General features: G+C 70.3%; 14 protein-coding genes. All 14 read right to left on the bottom strand.

The window, feature by feature from the left end:
- Positions 1–12: 12 nt before the first annotated feature.
- On the bottom strand, positions 13–1,014 hold the full coding sequence (locus ABD466_RS15970) for a polyprenyl synthetase family protein (protein ID WP_344657912.1): 1,002 nt from the start codon (positions 1,012–1,014) through the stop codon (positions 13–15).
- Between the two features lie 290 nt (positions 1,015–1,304).
- A complete protein-coding gene (gene nuoN / locus ABD466_RS15965; protein ID WP_425558660.1) occupies positions 1,305–3,011 on the bottom strand; it encodes an NADH-quinone oxidoreductase subunit NuoN in 1,707 nt (568 codons plus the stop codon).
- A complete protein-coding gene (locus tag ABD466_RS15960; RefSeq protein ID WP_344657829.1) occupies positions 3,008–4,585 on the bottom strand; it encodes an NADH-quinone oxidoreductase subunit M in 1,578 nt (525 codons plus the stop codon). Before ABD466_RS15960 ends, nuoN begins: the two co-directional genes overlap by 4 nt.
- A 15-nt stretch (positions 4,586–4,600) precedes the next feature.
- Entirely contained in the window at positions 4,601–6,556 is a 1,956-nt protein-coding gene (nuoL, locus tag ABD466_RS15955) for an NADH-quinone oxidoreductase subunit L (protein WP_344657828.1), read from the bottom strand.
- Between the two features lie 19 nt (positions 6,557–6,575).
- The gene (gene nuoK / locus ABD466_RS15950) at positions 6,576–6,875 is read right to left on the bottom strand and encodes an NADH-quinone oxidoreductase subunit NuoK (RefSeq protein WP_344657827.1); all 300 of its coding nucleotides are present in this window, start codon (positions 6,873–6,875) and stop codon (positions 6,576–6,578) included.
- Entirely contained in the window at positions 6,872–7,741 is an 870-nt protein-coding gene (locus ABD466_RS15945) for an NADH-quinone oxidoreductase subunit J (RefSeq protein WP_344657826.1), read from the bottom strand. The genes nuoK and ABD466_RS15945 overlap by 4 nt, the downstream gene beginning before the upstream one ends.
- Complete coding sequence (gene nuoI, locus ABD466_RS15940) at positions 7,741–8,367, bottom strand: NADH-quinone oxidoreductase subunit NuoI (protein ID WP_344657825.1); 627 nt, start codon at positions 8,365–8,367, stop codon at positions 7,741–7,743. Before nuoI ends, ABD466_RS15945 begins: the two co-directional genes overlap by 1 nt.
- On the bottom strand, positions 8,360–9,769 hold the full coding sequence (nuoH, locus tag ABD466_RS15935) for an NADH-quinone oxidoreductase subunit NuoH (RefSeq protein WP_344657824.1): 1,410 nt from the start codon (positions 9,767–9,769) through the stop codon (positions 8,360–8,362). The genes nuoI and nuoH overlap by 8 nt, the downstream gene beginning before the upstream one ends.
- Complete coding sequence (locus tag ABD466_RS15930) at positions 9,766–12,285, bottom strand: NADH-quinone oxidoreductase subunit G (RefSeq protein WP_344657823.1); 2,520 nt, start codon at positions 12,283–12,285, stop codon at positions 9,766–9,768. Before ABD466_RS15930 ends, nuoH begins: the two co-directional genes overlap by 4 nt.
- Positions 12,282–13,607 carry an NADH-quinone oxidoreductase subunit NuoF gene (nuoF, locus tag ABD466_RS15925; RefSeq protein ID WP_344657822.1) on the bottom strand — a complete coding sequence of 442 codons (1,326 nt, stop codon included), beginning with the start codon at positions 13,605–13,607 and terminating at the stop codon, positions 12,282–12,284. Before nuoF ends, ABD466_RS15930 begins: the two co-directional genes overlap by 4 nt.
- Positions 13,607–14,287, bottom strand: a complete 681-nt coding sequence (gene nuoE, locus ABD466_RS15920) for an NADH-quinone oxidoreductase subunit NuoE (protein WP_344657821.1) — start codon at positions 14,285–14,287, stop codon at positions 13,607–13,609. The genes nuoF and nuoE overlap by 1 nt, the downstream gene beginning before the upstream one ends.
- On the bottom strand, positions 14,284–15,630 hold the full coding sequence (locus ABD466_RS15915; RefSeq protein WP_344657820.1) for an NADH-quinone oxidoreductase subunit D: 1,347 nt from the start codon (positions 15,628–15,630) through the stop codon (positions 14,284–14,286). The genes nuoE and ABD466_RS15915 overlap by 4 nt, the downstream gene beginning before the upstream one ends.
- Positions 15,627–16,340, bottom strand: a complete 714-nt coding sequence (locus tag ABD466_RS15910) for an NADH-quinone oxidoreductase subunit C (RefSeq protein ID WP_344657819.1) — start codon at positions 16,338–16,340, stop codon at positions 15,627–15,629. Before ABD466_RS15910 ends, ABD466_RS15915 begins: the two co-directional genes overlap by 4 nt.
- Complete coding sequence (locus ABD466_RS15905; RefSeq protein ID WP_344657818.1) at positions 16,337–16,891, bottom strand: NuoB/complex I 20 kDa subunit family protein; 555 nt, start codon at positions 16,889–16,891, stop codon at positions 16,337–16,339. The genes ABD466_RS15910 and ABD466_RS15905 overlap by 4 nt, the downstream gene beginning before the upstream one ends.
- Positions 16,892–16,894 lie beyond the last annotated feature (3 nt).

The following is a 16,894-nucleotide window of genomic DNA, read 5'->3' as shown; positions in this document are numbered from 1 at the left end:
GTTCCGGCGGGCTTACGTGGTCCGCGAGATCACCACGTCGCACAGCGCCCGCAGCGCTTCCTTCGCCGGGTGGTCCGCGAGCGGCTCCAGGACCGTCTTGGCCTTCTCGGCGTAGCCGCGCACCACGTCGCGGGCCTCCTCCATGCCGGGGTGGGCCCGCAGCAGGGCCAGCGCCTCGTCGAAGGCCGCGTCGTCGTCGGCCAGGTCGGTGCGGAGCAGCTCCTGCAGGCGGGCGGTGGCCGGATCGGCGGTGCCGTCCTTCGCCAGGGCGATCAGCATCGGCAGGGTGTGGACGCCCTCGCGGAGGTCGGTGCCGGGGGTCTTGCCGGACTGCTCGGACTCCGAGGCGATGTCCAGGAGGTCGTCGGAGAGCTGGAAGGCCACGCCGATCAGCTCGCCGAACTCGGCCAGGATCTCCACGTCCTTCGGACCGCAGCCGGCGAACAGCGCGCCGAAGCGGAGGGAGGTGGCGATCAGCGACCCGGTCTTGCCGGCCAGGACCTCCAGGTGGTGGGTCACCGGGTGCTGGCCGCTCGCCGGGCCGACGGACTCCGAGATCTGGCCGCTGACCAGACGTTCGAAGGTCTCGGCCTGGATCCGGACGGCCTCCGGGCCGAGCCGGGACAGCAGGGTGGAGGCGCGCGCGAACAGGAAGTCGCCGGACAGGATGGCCAGCGAGTTGTCCCAGCGCTGGTTCGCCGAGGCGACGCCGCGGCGCAGCGAGGCCTCGTCCATCACGTCGTCGTGGTAGAGCGTGGCCAGGTGGGTCAGCTCCACGACGACGGCCGACTCGACGATGCCGGGCGCCGCCGCGTCGCCGAACTGCGCGGCGAGCAGGACCAGGAGGGGCCGGAACCGCTTGCCGCCGGCCTGGGCCAGGTGGGACGTGATCTCGCTGATGTAGGGGTACTCACTGCTGGTCGAAGCCAGCAGCAGGTCCTCCACCCGGTGCAGCCCGTCCTTGACGGCCACGGCCAGGGCCTCGTCCTGCACGGCGATGCCGAGCGGACCCATACCCAGCGAGTCGTGGGGGGCGGGGGTCAGCGTGCCGGGAGTACTCACTGCGGCGGCCTTCCAGGTCGGGGCGGTGGCGGTTGCGGGCTTGCGGTGGGCGTTCGGGTCGCGCTAGTTCGGTCACAGGTGCTTCACATGTTCGTCCCTAGGTTATCCGGCGGTACTTTCGCCATTGAGGCACCCCGCCCGGTCAACGTCCGAGCGGGCCCCGCGTTCTCCCGAAAAACCGAAAAAGCGTCCCGGGCCGCCGAAAAACGGCCCGGGACGCGGTCGGTCGCACCGAGGCGGCGTCACTGCACGAAGTACGCCGCCTTGTCCGCGAGGTCCAGCGCCATCTGCGGCACCACGCCGAGGACGATGGTGGCGGCCACGGTCAGGCCGAGGGCGATGGTCGTCATCGGGGACGGCATGACGACCACCGGCCCGACGCCCTCCTCCCGGAGCGGCTCGCTGAAGTACATCAGCACGATGACGCGGACGTAGAAGAACGCCGCCGCCGCCGAGGCGATCACGCCGACGATCACCAGCGGCCAGGCGCCGCCGTCGACGGCCGCCGTGAACAGCGCGAACTTCCCGGTGAAGCCGGACGTCAGCGGGATGCCGGCGAAGGCCAGCAGGAACACCGTGAAGCAGGCCGCCAGCAGCGGCGACCGCTTCCCGAGCCCGGCCCAGGCCGACAGGTCGGTGGCCTCGCCGCCGACCGAGCCCGGCACCGCCTCGCCGTCCTCGCCGGTCCGGCCGGGCACGCCTTCGCGCACCAACGTGACCACCGCGAAGGCGCCGATCGTCGCGAAGCCGTAGGCGGCCAGGTAGAACAGCGTCGAGCTGACGCCCTTGGACGTCATGGAGATCACACCGAGCAGGATGTAGCCGGCGTTGAGGATCGCCGAGTACGCCAGCATCCGCTTGATGTCCCGCTGGGTGATCGCCAGGACCGCGCCGGCCAGCATGGTCAGGATCGCCACGCCCCACAGCACCGGCCGCCAGTCCCAGCGCATGCCCGGCAGCGCCACGTAGGCGATGCGCAGCAGCGCGCCGAACGCGGCCACCTTGGTGGCCGCGGCCATGAACCCGGTGATCGGGGTCGGCGCCCCCTGGTACACGTCCGGCGTCCAGGAGTGGAACGGCACCGCGCCCACCTTGAACAGCAGCCCGACCGCCAGCAGCGCGATGCCGACCAGCAGCAGGACGTCGGAGTGGGTGCCGGCGGCGATCGCGGTGGCGATCGACGGCGGCGGGGTGGCGCCCTGCGGCACCGCGGTCATCGCCGTGGACAGCCGCACCGAACCGGAGTAGCCGTACAGCAGCGCGACACCGTACAGGAAGAACGCCGACGAGAACGCCCCGAGCAGGAAGTACTTCATCGCCGCCTCCTGCGACAGCAGGCGGCGCCGGCGCGCCAGCCCGCACAGCAGGTACAGCGGCAGCGACAGCACCTCCAGCGCCACGAAGGAGGTCAGCAGGTCGTTCGCGGCCGGGAACAGCAGCATGCCGCCGATCGAGAACAGCATCAGCGGGAACACCTCGGTGGACCGCAGCCCGGCCGCCTCGGCCGCGCGCTCGCCGCCGGAGCCCGGGGCGGAGGCGCCCTGGGCGGCGAAGGCGTCGAGGTCGGCCGTGGCGGTGCCGCGCTCGGCGACCAGGAGGATCGCCAGCAGCGCCAGCGCCAGGATGGTGCCCTGCAGGAACAGCGTCACGCCGTCCACCGACACCGCGTCGGACGCGGTGGTCGCGGCCATGCCGTGGTTGGCGATCACGAAGCCCAGGGCCACCAGCACCCCGGCCAGCGAGATCCCGACCTGGGCCCAGTACCGCCGGGTGCGCGGCAGGAACGCCTCGACCAGGATCCCGGCGGTGGCCGCGCCGAACACCACGAGCATCGGCATCAGCGCGCGGTACTCGACGTGCGGAGCGGTGAAGGTGTTCGCCGCGGCGCCGGTGAGGCCGCCGGGCACCGCCGGGTCGCCCGGCGCCGCGAGGAGAGTCAGAACGCTCACTTCTGGTCCGCCTTCGGCTGAATCTGCATCACGTTCACGGCCGGAGGCGGGTCCTGCTCGTGGACGTGCGACAGAGTGGTGTTGACGGAGGGGTTCACGACGTCGAGCACCGGCTTGGGGTAGAAGCCCAGGCCGATGATCAGCGCGATCAGCGGAGCCACGGCCACCACCTCACGCGGCCGCAGGTCCGTCATCTTCTCCAGCCCGGCCTTCAGCGGGCCGGTCATGGTCCGCTGGTAGAGCCAGAGCACGTAGAGCGCGGCCAGGATGATCGCGGTGGTGGCCACGATCGAGACCGCCTTGTAGCGCTCGAAGGTGCCGACCAGGACCAGGAACTCCGAGACGAAGGAGGACAGGCCCGGCAGCGCCAGCGAGGACAGCCCGGCGATCAGGAACACGCCGGCCAGCTTGGGCGCCACCTTGTTCACGCCGCCGTAGTCGTCGATCAGCTGCGAGCCGCGGCGGGAGATCAGGAAGCCGGCGACCAGGAACAGCGCGCCGGTGGACAGCCCGTGGTTCACCATGTAAAGCGAGGCGCCGCTCTGCCCGCGCGAGGTCATCGCGAAGACGCCCAGCGTGATCAGGCCGAAGTGCGAGATCGAGGTGTAGGCGATCAGGCGCTTGATGTCGGTCTGGCCGATGGCCAGCAGCGCGCCGTACAGGGTGCCGACGATCGCCATCCCGATCACCAGCGGCGTGAAGAACTTCGACGCCCCCGGGAACAGCTCCAGGCAGTAGCGCAGCATCCCGAAGGTGCCGACCTTGTCCAGCACGCCGACCAGCAGCACCGCCGAGCCGGGTGTGGCCTCGGCGGCGGCGTCCGGCAGCCAGGTGTGGAACGGGAACAGCGGCGCCTTCACGGCGAAGGCCACGAAGAACCCGAGGAACAGCGCCTTGGCCAGGCCGGGGCTGATCCCCAGCTGGCCGGAGGCGACCGCGTTGGCCAGCGTGGTGAAGTCGAACGTCGCCGAGCTCAGGTGGTTGCCGGAAGCCACGTACAGGCCGATCAGCGCGGCCAGCATGAACAGGCCGCCGAACAGCGAGTACAGCAGGAACTTCACCGCGGCGTAGGACCGTTGCGGCCCGCCGAAGGCCCCGATGAGGAAGTACATCGGGATCAGCATGGCTTCGAAGAACACGTAGAACAGGAACAGATCGGTGGCCGCGAAGACCCCGATCATCATGGTCTCCAGCAGCAGGAACAGCGAGAAGTAGGCCCGGACCGAGCGCTTGCCCGCGGCCTGCGCCTCGTCGGCGTCGTTCCAGGCCGCCAGCAGCACCACCGGCATCAGCACCGCGGCCATCAGGATCAGCACCAGGGCGATGCCGTCGACCCCGAGGCCGTAGTTGATGTGGAAGGCCTTGATCCAGGCGTGGGTCTCGGTGAACTGGAACCGGTCCCCGCCCTTCTTGAACTGCGTGGCCATCGCGACGGCGACGCCGAGGGTGGCCGTGCTGAAGGCCAGGGCGGTCTTCTTGGCCAGATCGCCCTTCTCCTTCGGCAGCGCCGCCACCACGGCCGAACCGACCAGCGGGACGGCGCCCAGCGTGGTCAACCAGGGGAAGCTGCTCATCTATCTCAACTCCCTCTACAGCTTCGCGAACAGGATCGCGGCGACCAGCGCGGCCGCTCCCCCGAACATGGACAGGGCATAGGAGCGGACGAACCCGTTCTGGAGCCGCCGCAGGCGCCCGGAGGTCCCGCCGACCAGCGCCGCCAGGCCGTTGATCGCCCCGTCCACACCGCGGTTGTCGGTGTAGACCAGGGTCCGGGTCAGGTACTGGCCGGGGCGCATCAGCGCCGCCTCGTTGAAGGCGTCGCCGTACAGGTCCTTGCGGGCCGCCACGGTGATGAAGGAGCCGCGCGGGGCGACCGCCGGCACCTTGCGGGTGCCGTACTGCAGGACCGCGATCCCGACCCCCACGGCCACCGCCGCCAGGATCATGATGGACAGCGTCGTGGTGGTCAGGCCGGCGGGCAGCTTGCCCTCCGGACGCTGCCCGGTCACCGGCTCCAGCCAGTCGACGAACGCGTCGTTCAGGTTGAACAGGAACCCGGCGGCCACCGAGCCGACCGCGAGGACCAGCATCGGCAGCACCATGTTGAACGGGGACTCGTGCGGGTGCGGCTCGTGCCCCTCGGCGTCCTCGTGCCAGCGCTTCTCGCCGAAGAAGGTCATGATCACCATGCGGGTCATGTAGAACGCGGTGATCAGCGCGCCGAGCAGGGCCGCGCCGCCGAGGATCCAGCCCGAGGTGCCGCCCTTGCTGAACGCGGCCTCGATGATCTTGTCCTTCGAGAAGTACCCGGAGAACGGCGGGCAGCCGATGATCGCCAGGTAGCCCAGGAAGAACGTGACGAAGGTGACCGGCATGTACTTGCGCAGGCCGCCGTAGCGGCGCATGTCCACCTCGTCGTTCATGCCGTGCATGACCGACCCGGCGCCGAGGAACAGCCCGGCCTTGAAGAAGCCGTGGGTGACCAGGTGCATGATCGCGAACGCGTAGCCGAGCGGCCCCAGGCCGGCGGCCAGGATCATGTAGCCGATCTGCGACATCGTCGAGCCGGCCAGGCCCTTCTTGATGTCGTCCTTGGCGCAACCGATGACGGCACCGAGCAGCAGCGTGATCGCGCCCACGATGGTCACCAGCAGGCGCGCGGTCGGCGACCCGTCGAAGATGGCGTGCGAGCGGACGATCAGGTAGACGCCCGCGGTCACCATGGTCGCGGCGTGGATCAGGGCGCTGACCGGGGTCGGGCCCTCCATCGCGTCGCCGAGCCAGGTCTGCAGCGGGAACTGCGCCGACTTGCCGCAGGCGGCCAGCAGCAGCATGATCCCGATCGCGGTCAGCGCGCCCTTCGAGGCCTCCGGCGCCAGGCCGAAGACCCCGATCTGGTTCGCCGGCGACTGGCCGGACCCGCCGGGGTTCGAGAAGTTGAACGTCCCGAAGGTGACGAACATCAGCATCACGGCGACCGACAGGCCGACGTCGCCGACGCGGTTGACGACGAACGCCTTCTTCGCCGCGGCCGCCGCGCTCGGCTTGTACTGCCAGAAGCCGATCAGCAGGTACGACGCCAGGCCGACGCCCTCCCAGCCGACGTACAGCAGCAGGTAGTTGTCGGCCAGCACCAGGATCAGCATCGCGGCCAGGAAGAGGTTCAGGTAGCTGAAGAACTTCCGGCGCTCCGGGTCGTGGCTCATGTAGCCGATCGAGTAGATGTGGATCAGGGATCCGACACCCGTGATCAGCAGCACGAAGACCATCGAGAGCTGGTCCAGCTGGAAGGCCACGTCGGCCTGGAACGGGTTCTGCCCCGTCCCGGGCACCGGGACCCAGGAGTACAGGTGCTGGTGCATCGTGCGCGCGTCGCCGTGCTTGCCCAGCATGGTGAAGAACAGTCCCGCGCCGAGGGCGAAGCTGCCGAGCGCCGTCAGGCACCCCAGCAGGTGCCCCCAGGCGTTGGTGCGCTTGCCTCCCAGGAGCAGGATCGCCGCGCCGAAGAGCGGCAGTCCGGGGACAAGCCAGATCAGGCTTTGCATGGTGTGATCGGCCCGCCTCTCAGTACTTCAGCAGGTTCGCGTCGTCGACCGAGGCCGAGCGGCGGGTGCGGAACACGGACACGATGATGGCCAGCCCGACCACGACCTCGGCCGCCGCCACCACCATCGTGAAGAAGGCGATGACCTGGCCGGTGAGGTCGCCGTGCATCCGGGAGAAGGTCACCAGCGACAGGTTCACGGCGTTGAGCATGAGCTCCACGCACATGAAGACCACGATGGCGTTCCGCCGGATCAGGACGCCGAAGGCGCCGATCGTGAACAGGAGCGCCGACAGGTACAGGTAGTTGGCCGGGTTCATTCGGTGCCTCCGTTGGCGGCGTTCGCTGTGCTCTCCACTGAAGGAGCGTCACCCTGCCGCGGCACGGCCATCGCCTGCTTGGTGACCGCGGTCAGCCCGACCGCGTCCCGCACCGGGGTGCGGGCCACCAGCGTGGCGTTGACCGAGTCCTCGGCCACCGAGCCGTCCGGCAGCAGCGCGGGGATGTCCACCGCGTTGTGCCGCGCGTAGACGCCCGGCGTCGGCAGCGGGGTCATCCGCTTGCCGGTGCGCACCCGGTCCTCGACCAGCTCCTTCTGCGACTTGCGGGCGACCAGGCGCTCGCGGTGGGTCAGCACCATCGCGCCGACCGCCGCGGTGATCAGCAGCGCCGAGGTGACCTCGAAGGCCCAGAAGTACTTGCTGAAGATCAGGTCGGCGATGTTCTTCACGTTGCCGCCGCCGGCGTTCGCCGGGCCGGCGCCCTGGAAGGTGCCGAGCCGCGCGTGGCCGAGCGTGGTCATGACCAGCACGCCGAACGCGACGCCGGCCAGCACCGCCAGCTTGCGCTGGCCCTTGATGGTCTCCACCAGGGAGTCGGCGCTGGAGACGCCGACCAGCATCAGCACGAACAGGAACAGCATCATGATCGCGCCGGTGTAGACGACGATCTGCACCACGCCGAGGAAGTACGCCCCCTGCGCGAGGTAGAACATCGCCAGGCAGACCATGGTCGCGGCCAGCGACAGCGCCGAGTGCACGGCCTTCCTGCTGAAGACCATCCCGAGCGCCCCGAGGACCGCCACCGCGCCGAGGACGTAGAACTGCACCGCCTCGCCGTTGGAGGTCTTGGTCATCCCGTCCGCCAGCGTCACGGCACCCAGGGATGGGCCGACTGCTGCAAACATCACGCCTCCTCCCTGTCCAGGTCCTTCTGGTCCTGCTTCTGGGAGGCGCGCGGCTGCGGGACGGTGCCCGGAGCGGCCGCGGTGACCTTCCCCTCGTAGTAGTCCTTCGCGGTCATGCCCGGGAAGATCGAGTGCGGCGTCTCCACCATGCCCTCGGACAGGCCGGCCAGCAGCTCTTCCTTGGTGTAGATGAGCTTGGCCCGCGAGTCGTCGGCGAGCTCGAACTCGTTGGTCATGGTGAGCGCCCGGGTCGGGCACGCCTCGATGCACAGCCCGCACAGGATGCAGCGCAGGTAGTTGATCTGGTAGACGCGGCCGTAGCGCTCGCCCGGGGAGTACCGCTCCTCGTCGGTGTTGTCGGCGCCCTCGACGTAGATCGCGTCCGCCGGACAGGCCCAGGCGCACAGCTCGCACCCGACGCACTTCTCCAGGCCGTCGGGGTGCCGGTTGAGCTGGTGCCGGCCGTGGAACCGCAGCGCGGTCTGCTTCGGCTCCTCCGGGTACTGCTCGGTCGTCCGCTTCTTGAACATCGTCGAGAAGGTGACCCCGAACCCGGCGACCCCGGCCAGGGGGTTCCTGGGCTTGTCCGAGTCGGAGTACGGGTTCTGCTGCTCAGCGTCAGACATCGGAGTCTCCTGCCTGTTCCAGTTCGCCGCTGTCGGCCGGCTCCACCACGGCGCCCACCAGGGCGGCCCGCGGCCGGCGCGGGGTGAACGCCGGCAGGGCCTGGCCCGGCATCGGCGGCACCGGGAAGCCCCCGGCCATCGGGTCGAAGGGCTGCTCCGCCTCGGCGGCCTGCTCGGCCTTCTCCCTGGCGTCGGCCCGGCGGTAGCGCAGCTCGCCGACCAGCCAGGCCAGCACCAGGAACCCGATCACCGGGCCCCCGATGTACCAGATGTGGTCCCGGTCCAGGTCGCCCTGGTTCTTCAGGGTCCGCTCGACGGCCACCAGGAGCAGCCAGACCAGCGAGACCGGGATCAGCACCTTCCAGCCCAGCTTCATGAACTGGTCGTAGCGCAGGCGGGGCAGGGTGGCGCGGAGCCAGAAGAAGAACAGCATGAACAGCACCAGCTTGCCGACGTACCAGAGCACCGGCCACCAGCCGCTGTTCGCGCCGGACCAGACCGACACCAGCCCGAACGGGGCGTGCCAGCCGCCGAGGAACATCAGGACCGCCAGCGAGGAGACGGTGACCATGTTGATGTACTCGGCCAGGAAGAACAGCGCGAACTTGATCGAGGAGTACTCGGTGTGGAAGCCGCCGACCAGTTCGCCCTCGGCCTCCGGGAGGTCGAACGGCGCGCGGTTGGTCTCGCCGACCATCGACACCACGTAGATGATGAAGGACGGCAGCAGCGGGATCGCGTTCCAGAAGCTGTGCTGGCTGGCCACGATGCCCGAGGTGCTCATCGTGCCGGCGTACATGAACACCGCCACGAAGGACAGTGACATCGCGATCTCGTAGGAGATCATCTGCGCGGTCGAGCGCAGGCCGCCGAGCAGCGGGTAGGTCGAGCCCGAGGCCCAGCCGGCGAGCACGATCCCGTAGATGCCGATCGAGGTGGCGGCCAGCACGTACAGGATGCCGACCGGCAGGTCGGTGAGCTGCAGCGCGGTCCGGTGCCCGAAGATCGACACCTGGTCGTCGGCCGGCCCGAACGGGATCACCGCGATCGCCAGGAACGCCGGGATGGTGGACAGCAGCGGGGCCAGGATGAAGACGATCTTGTCCGCCGCGGTGGGGATGATGTCTTCCTTGAGCATCAGCTTCACGCCGTCGGCCAGCGACTGCAGCAGGCCCCAGGGGCCGGTGCGGTTCGGGCCGATGCGCTGCTGCATGTAGCCGACGATCTTGCGCTCGAACAGGATCGCCATCAGCACCGTGACGACCAGGAACGCGAAGACCGCGACCACCTTGATCAGGATCAGCCACCACGGGTCCGTGCCGAAGTACGAGAGGTTCTCGTAGTTCGTCGGCGGCGTGGGCTCGTCGGCGGCGAGCGGGGCCAGGACTGCCAGCGCGCTCATGCGGTGACCTCCACTTCGGTCGCGGCGCGCGCGATCGTGACCAGCGAGCCGGTGTCCGCGCGCAGCGTGCGGCGCACCTGCGAGCCGCGCGAGTTCGTCGGCAGCCACACCACGCGGCCGGCCAGGTCGGCGATCCGCAGCGGCAGGGTGATCGCGCCGTGCTCGGTGGAGACCGTCACCAGGTCGCCCTCGGCGGCCTCGATCTCCGAGGCGGTCTCCTTGCTCAGGTGGACCACGGTGGGCTTGCGGGTCCCGGCCAGGAACGGCTCGTGCGCCTGCAGCGAGCCCTCGTCCAGCAGCAGGTGCCAGGTGGCCAGCACGGCCTGGCCGGCCGCCGGCTTGGGCAGTTCGGCCGGCGTGCCGTGCGGCGCCGCCGTCCGGTCCCCGGCCCACAGCCCCAGCCGCGCGATCTCGTGCCGCGCGGCGCCCACCGTCGGCAGGCCCAGGTGCACGTCCATGGCGTCCGCGATCCGGTCCAGCACCCGCAGGTCCGGCATCTCGCCGAGGCCGGCGGCCTGCACCGCGTCGGCGTCCAGCGCGGTCTCGAAAGCCCGCTGGCGGCCCTCCCAGTCCACGAAGGTGCCGGACTTCTCGGCCACCGGCGCGACCGGGAACACCACGTGCGCCCGCTCGGTCACCGCGGTGTGCCGGAACTCCAGCGACACCACGCACGGCACCCGCTCCAGCCCGCTGAGGAACGCCTCGGGGTCGGCCAGGTCGTACGGGTCCACGCCGGCCACCACCAGGCCGGCCAGCCGGCCCAGGTTCGCGGCGTCCACGATGTCCGAGGTGCTCCGTCCGAAGCCGGCCGGCAGGGTGCTGACGCCCCACTGCGCGGCCACTTCGTTGCGGGCGTCGGAGTCGGTGATCGGGCGGCCGCCGGGCAGCAGGTTCGGCAGCGCGCCGGCCTCCAGCGCGCCGCGCTCGCCGGCCCGGCGCGGGATCCAGGCCAGCCGGGCCCCGGTGGTCGCGGCCAGCTTCACCGCGGCGGTGAGCGCGCCCGGCACCGCGGCCAGCCGCTCGCCGACCAGGATCACCGCGCCCGGCTCGCGCAGGGCCTCGGCGGTCCGCAGGCCCGCGGCGTCCAGCCCGGAGTCCGGGCCGCCGTCGGCCAGCGCGGCCAGGAAGGCCGGCTCGGTGAGCGGCGCGGCCTTCAGCAGCGAACCCTTGAGCTTGTCCAGCCCGCGGGTCGCGAACGGCGCTATGGCCGAGACCGCGAGCCGGCGCGCCAGCACGTTCTTGCGCAGCCGCAGGAAGACGATCGGCGCCTCCTCCTCCGGCTCGAAGCCGACCAGCAGCACGGCCGGCGCGGCGTCGAGGTGCGCGTAGGTGGTCGCGGTCCCGGTGCCGGCGACGTGCCCGGCCAGGAACTCGGCCTCCTCCTCGGAGTGCGGCCGGGCGCGGAAGTCGATGTCGTTGGACTCCAGCGCGATCCGGGTGAACTTCGCGTACGCGTACGCGTCCTCCAGCGTCAGCCGCCCGCCGACCAGCGCCGCGGCCCGGCCGCGCGCGGCGTTCAGGCCCTCGGCGGCGAAGGCCAGCGCCTCCGGCCAGGAGGCCGCGCGCAGCTCGCCGGACTCGCGGTCCCGGATCAGCGGAGTGGTGATCCGCTTGGCGCCGGGGGCCTGCGCGTACTGGAACGCCCAGCGTCCCTTGTCACAGTTCCACTCCTCGTTCACCTGCGGGTCCTCGGCCGCCATGCGCCGGGTGACCTTGCCGCGGCGGTGGTCGGTCCGCAGCGCGCAGCCGGCGGCGCAGTGCTCGCACGCCGAGGGCGAGGAGACCAGGTCGAACGGCCGCGAGCGGAACCGGTAGGCGGCGCCGGTGAGCGCGCCGACCGGGCAGATCTGCACCGTGTTGCCGGAGAAGTAGGACGCGAAGTCCTGGTCCTCGGCCACCGAGATGCCGACCTGCTGTTCCGCGCCGCGCTCGATCAGGGTGATGAACGGGTCCCCGGCGATCTGGTCGGCGAACCGGGTGCAGCGCGCGCAGGAGACGCAGCGCTCCCGGTCCAGCAGCACCTGGCTGGAGATGTTGATCGGCTTGGGGAAGGTGCGCTTGACGCCCTCGAACCGGGACTCCCCGGAGCCGTTGCTCATCGCCTGGTTCTGCAGCGGGCACTCGCCGCCCTTGTCGCAGACCGGGCAGTCCAGCGGGTGGTTGATGAGCAGCAGCTCCATCACCCCGCGCTGGGCCTTCTCGGCGACCGGCGAGCTGAACTGGGTCTTGATCACCATGCCGTCGGTGACCGTGGTGGTGCAGGAGGCCACCGGCTTGCGCTGGCCCTCCACCTCCACGATGCACTGCCGGCAGGCGCCGACCGGCGCCAGCAGCGGGTGGTCGCAGAACCGCGGGATCTGGGTGCCGATCCGCTCCGCGGAGCGGATGATCAGCTCGTTCTTCGGCACCTGCAGCTCGACACCGTCGATGGTGATGGTGACGAGCTCGACGGGAGGTGGCGTAGGCACCGCCACCTCCTTGCCGCTGTCTGCGGAGTTCTGTGTGGTCACGGTCATGCGCTGGTCCTCGCGAATGACAGCGGGCCGTCGGCCCACGCGGTGGACAGGGACGGGTCGAAGGGGCACCCGCCGCGCTCGAAGTGCTCCAGGTACTCGTCCCGGAAGTACTTGATCGAGGACGTGATCGGCGCGGTCGCGCCGTCGCCGAGGGCGCAGAAGGCCTTGCCCATGATGTTGTCGCACAGGTCCAGGAGCTTGCCGAGGTCCTCCTCGGAGCCCTCGCCCTTCTCCAGGCGCTTGAGGATCTGCACGAGCCAGTAGGTGCCCTCGCGGCAGGGCGTGCACTTGCCGCAGGACTCGTGCGCGTAGAACTCCGTCCAGCGCAGCACCGCGCGCACCACGCAGGTGGTCTCGTCGAAGATCTGGAGCGCCTTGGTGCCGAGCATGGAGCCGGCCGCGCCGACGCCCTCGTAGTCCAGGACGGTGTCCAGGTGCTCCTCGGTGAACATCGGCGTGGAGGAGCCGCCGGGGGTCCAGAACTTCAGCCGGTGCCCGGGGCGGATGCCGCCGGCGTAGTCCAGCAGCTCGCGCAGCGTGATGCCCAGCGGTGCCTCGTACTGGCCGGGGTGCTTCACGTGGCCGGACAGCGAGTACAGCGTGAAGCCCGGGGACTTCTCGCTGCCCATGCCCTTGAACCAGTCCACGCCGTTGCGGACGATCGCGGGAACCGAACCGATGGACTCGACGTTGTTCACCACGGTGGGGCTGGCGTAGAGCCCCGCGATGGCCGGGAAGGGGGGACGCAGACGAGGTTGTCCGCGCTTGCCCTCCAGCGAGTCCAGCAGCGCCGTCTCCTCGCCGCAGATGTAGGCGCCGGCGCCGGCGTGCACCGTGAGTTCGAGGTCGAAGTCGGTGCCGAGGACGTTGCGCCCGAGGTAGCCGGCCTCGTACGCCTCGCGCACCGCGGCCTGCAGACGGCGCAGCACGTGCAGCACCTCGCCGCGCACGTAGATGAACGCGTGGTGGGCGCGGATCGCATAGCACGCGATGATCACGCCCTCCACCAGCTCGTGCGGGTTGGCCATGATGAACGGGATGTCCTTGCAGGTGCCCGGCTCGGACTCGTCCGCGTTCACCACCAGGTAGTGCGGCTTGCCGTCGTTCTGCGGGATGAAGCCCCACTTCATGCCGGTGGGGAAGCCCGCGCCGCCGCGGCCCCGCAGGCCGGAGTCCTTGACGAGCTGGATCACCTCGTCCGGGTGCATCCGCAGCGCCTGCTTGACCGCGGTGTAGCCGTCGCGCCGCTGGTAGCCGGCCAGCGTCCAGGGCTCGGAGTCCAGCCAGCCGCGGGACAGGACGGGAGTGAGTTCGGGTGCCATTACTCGGACGCCTCCGGGGTTGCCGCGGCCGGACCGGTGGGGGTCCGGCCCTGCGAGACGAGCAGGCCGGCCAGCGAGGCGTGCCCGGCGGCGCCGCCGCCGGCGACCGCGCCCTCGCGCGGGTCCTCGAACCCGGCCAGGATCCGCTCGGCCTGCTTGAAGGTGCACAGCGCCGGGCCGCGGGTGGACTGCACTTCCTTGCCCGCGCGCAGCTCGTCGACCAGCCGGACCGCCTTGTCCGGGTTCATGTCGTCCATGAACTCCCAGTTGACGGTCATCACCGGCGCGAAGTCGCACGCCGCGTTGCACTCGATGTGCTCCAGCGTGAGCCGGCCGTCCTCGGTGGTCTCGTCGTTGCCGACGCCGAGGTGCTCCTTGAGGGTGGCGAAGATGGCGTCGCCGCCCATCACCGCGCACAGCGTGTTGGTGCACACGCCGACGTGGTAGTCGCCGACCGGGCGCCGCTTGTACATGGTGTAGAACGTCGACACCGCCGAGACCTCGGCGGTGGACAGTCCCAGCTTGTCGGCGCAGTACTCGATGCCGGCCGGGGAGACGTAGCCCTCCTCGCTCTGCACCAGGTGCAGCAGCGGCAGCAGGGCCGAGCCGGACTGCGGGTACCGGGAGATGACCTCCGCGGCGTCCGCGTCGAGCTTCCTGAGGTGTTCGTACGCTGTCACCGGTCTACTCCACCCATAACGGGGTCGATCGAGGCGATGGCGACGATGACGTCGGCCAGCTGGCCGCCCTCGCACATCGCGGCGGTCGCCTGCAGGTTCGTGAAGGACGGGTCCCGGAAGTGGACCCGGTACGGCCGCGTGCCGCCGTCGGAGACGATGTGCACGCCGAGCTCGCCCTTCGGGGACTCCACCGCCGCGTAGACCTGCCCCGGCGGGACGTGGAAGCCCTCGGTCACCAGCTTGAAGTGGTGGATCAGGGCCTCCATGGAGTCACCCATGATGTGCCGGATGTGGTCCAGGCTGTTGCCCATGCCGTCGCTGCCCAGCGCCAGCTGCGCCGGCCAGGCGATCTTCCGGTCCTCGACCATCACCGGCTGGCCCTGGGTGCGCTGGATCCGGTCCAGGCACTGCTCGACGATCCGCAGCGACTCGTACATCTCGGCCAGGCGGACCCGGTAGCGCCCGTAGGAGTCGGCGGTGTCCCAGGTGGGCACGTCGAACTCGTAGGTCTCGTAGCCGCAGTACGGCTCGGACTTGCGCAGGTCGTGCGGCAGGCCGGCGCTGCGCAGCACCGGGCCGGTGATGCCCAGGGCCATGCAGCCGGCCAGGTCCAGGTAGCCCACGCCCTCGGTGCGGCCGCGGAAGATCGGGTTCTCGTTGCACAGCTTCGCGTAGTCCGGGAAGCGCTTGCGCATCAGCTTGACGTAGCTGCCGATCTTGTCCACGGCGCCGGGCGGCAGGTCCTGCGCGACGCCGCCGGGGCGGACGTAGGCGTGGTTCATCCGCAGGCCGGTGACGAACTCGAAGAGGTCCAGCGTCTCCTCGCGCTCGCGGAAGCCCGCGGTCATCATGGTCAGCGCGCCCATCTCCATGCCGCCGGTGGCCAGGCAGACCAGGTGGCTGGAGATCCGGTTCAGCTCCATCATCAGGACCCGGATGACGTTCGCCCGCTCCGGGATCCGGTCCTCGATGTCCAGGGCCTTCTCGACCGCCAGGCAGTACGCCGTCTCGTTGAAGAACGGCGTGAGGTAGTCCATGCGGGTCACGAACGTGGTGCCCTGCACCCAGCTGCGGAACTCGGTGTTCTTCTCGATGCCGGTGTGCAGGTAGCCGATGCCGCAGCGGGCCTCGGTGACGGTCTCGCCGTCGATCTCCAGGATCACGCGGAGCACGCCGTGCGTGGACGGGTGCTGCGGGCCCATGTTGACGACGATCCGCTCTTCGGGGCTCTCGGCCAGACCGGAGATGATGTCGTCCCAGTCGCCGCCGGAGACGTTGAAGATCCGGCCCTCGGCCTCGGCCGCGCCGCCGACGTCCTCGCCGGTCTCGTCGATCACTGTCATGAGTACGCCCTCCGCTGGTCCGGAGCCGGGATCTGCGCGCCCTTGAACTCGACGGGGATGCCGCCGAGCGGGTAGTCCTTGCGCTGGGGGTGGCCCAGCCAGTCGTCCGGCATCAGGATCCGGGTCAGGCCGGGGTGGCCGTCGTAGACGATGCCGAACATGTCGTAGGTCTCGCGCTCGTGCCAGTCCACCGTCGGGTAGACGTCGTAGAGCGACGGGATGTGCGGGTCGACGTCCGGAGCCGTGGTCTCCAGCCGGATCCGGCGGTTGTGCGTGATGCTCAACAGCCCGGTGACGCTGTGCAGCTCGCGGCCGGCCTGCTCCGGGAAATGGACGCCGGTGACGCCCAGGCACATCTCGAAGCGCAGCGCCGGGTCGTCGCGCAGGGTGCGGGCGACCCGCACCAGGTGCTCGCGCGGCACGTGGATGGTCAGCTGGCCCCGGTACACCACGTAGGCGCTGATCGCCTCGACCGGCAGGCCCTGCTCCTCCAGCGCGCCCTCGAGCTCGTCGGCGACCACGTCGAAGTAGCCGCCGTAGGGGCGCTCGCTGGCGCCCGGCAGCTCGATCCGGCGGACCAGGCCGCCGTAGCCGGAGGTGTCGCCGCCGTTGCGGGCTCCGAACATGCCCTTGCGGGTGGCGATCAGCTCGCCCGGCTCCGCGGCGTTCTCGGCACCCGGCTCCGGGACCGCGGGTACGTTCTCAGTCACCGGAGGAGCCCTTCCATCAGGATGGTCGGCTTGGCGTTCATGGCGGCCTGCTCCGCCGCCTCGGCGGCCTTCTTGCGGTTCACGCCCAGCGGCATGCTCTGGATCTGCTCGTGCAGCTTCAAGATGGCGTCCAGCAGCATCTCCGGCCGCGGCGGGCAGCCGGGCAGGTAGATGTCGACCGGGACGATGTGGTCCACGCCCTGCACGATCGCGTAGTTGTTGAACATCCCGCCGGAGGAGGCGCACACGCCCATCGCGATGACCCACTTGGGGTTCGCCATCTGGTCGTAGACCTGGCGCAGCACCGGGGCCATCTTCTGGCTCACCCGGCCGGCCACGATCATCAGGTCCGCCTGCCGGGGCGTGGCGGAGAACCGCTCCATGCCGAAACGCGCCAGGTCATAGCGCCCGGCGCCGGTGGCCATCATCTCGATGGCGCAGCAGGCCAGACCGAAGGTCGCCGGCCACACCGACGACTTGCGCATGTAACCCGCCAGGCCCTCGACCGTGGTGAGGAGGAAGCCAGCGGGGAGTTTCTCTTCCAGGCCCATGTG

The organism is Catenulispora subtropica (assembly GCF_039531675.1).
Taxonomy (GTDB): Bacteria; Actinomycetota; Actinomycetes; order Streptomycetales; family Catenulisporaceae; genus Catenulispora; species Catenulispora subtropica.
Note: the sequence above shows the minus strand (reverse complement) of the source record. Positions and strands in the feature narration are given on the sequence as shown.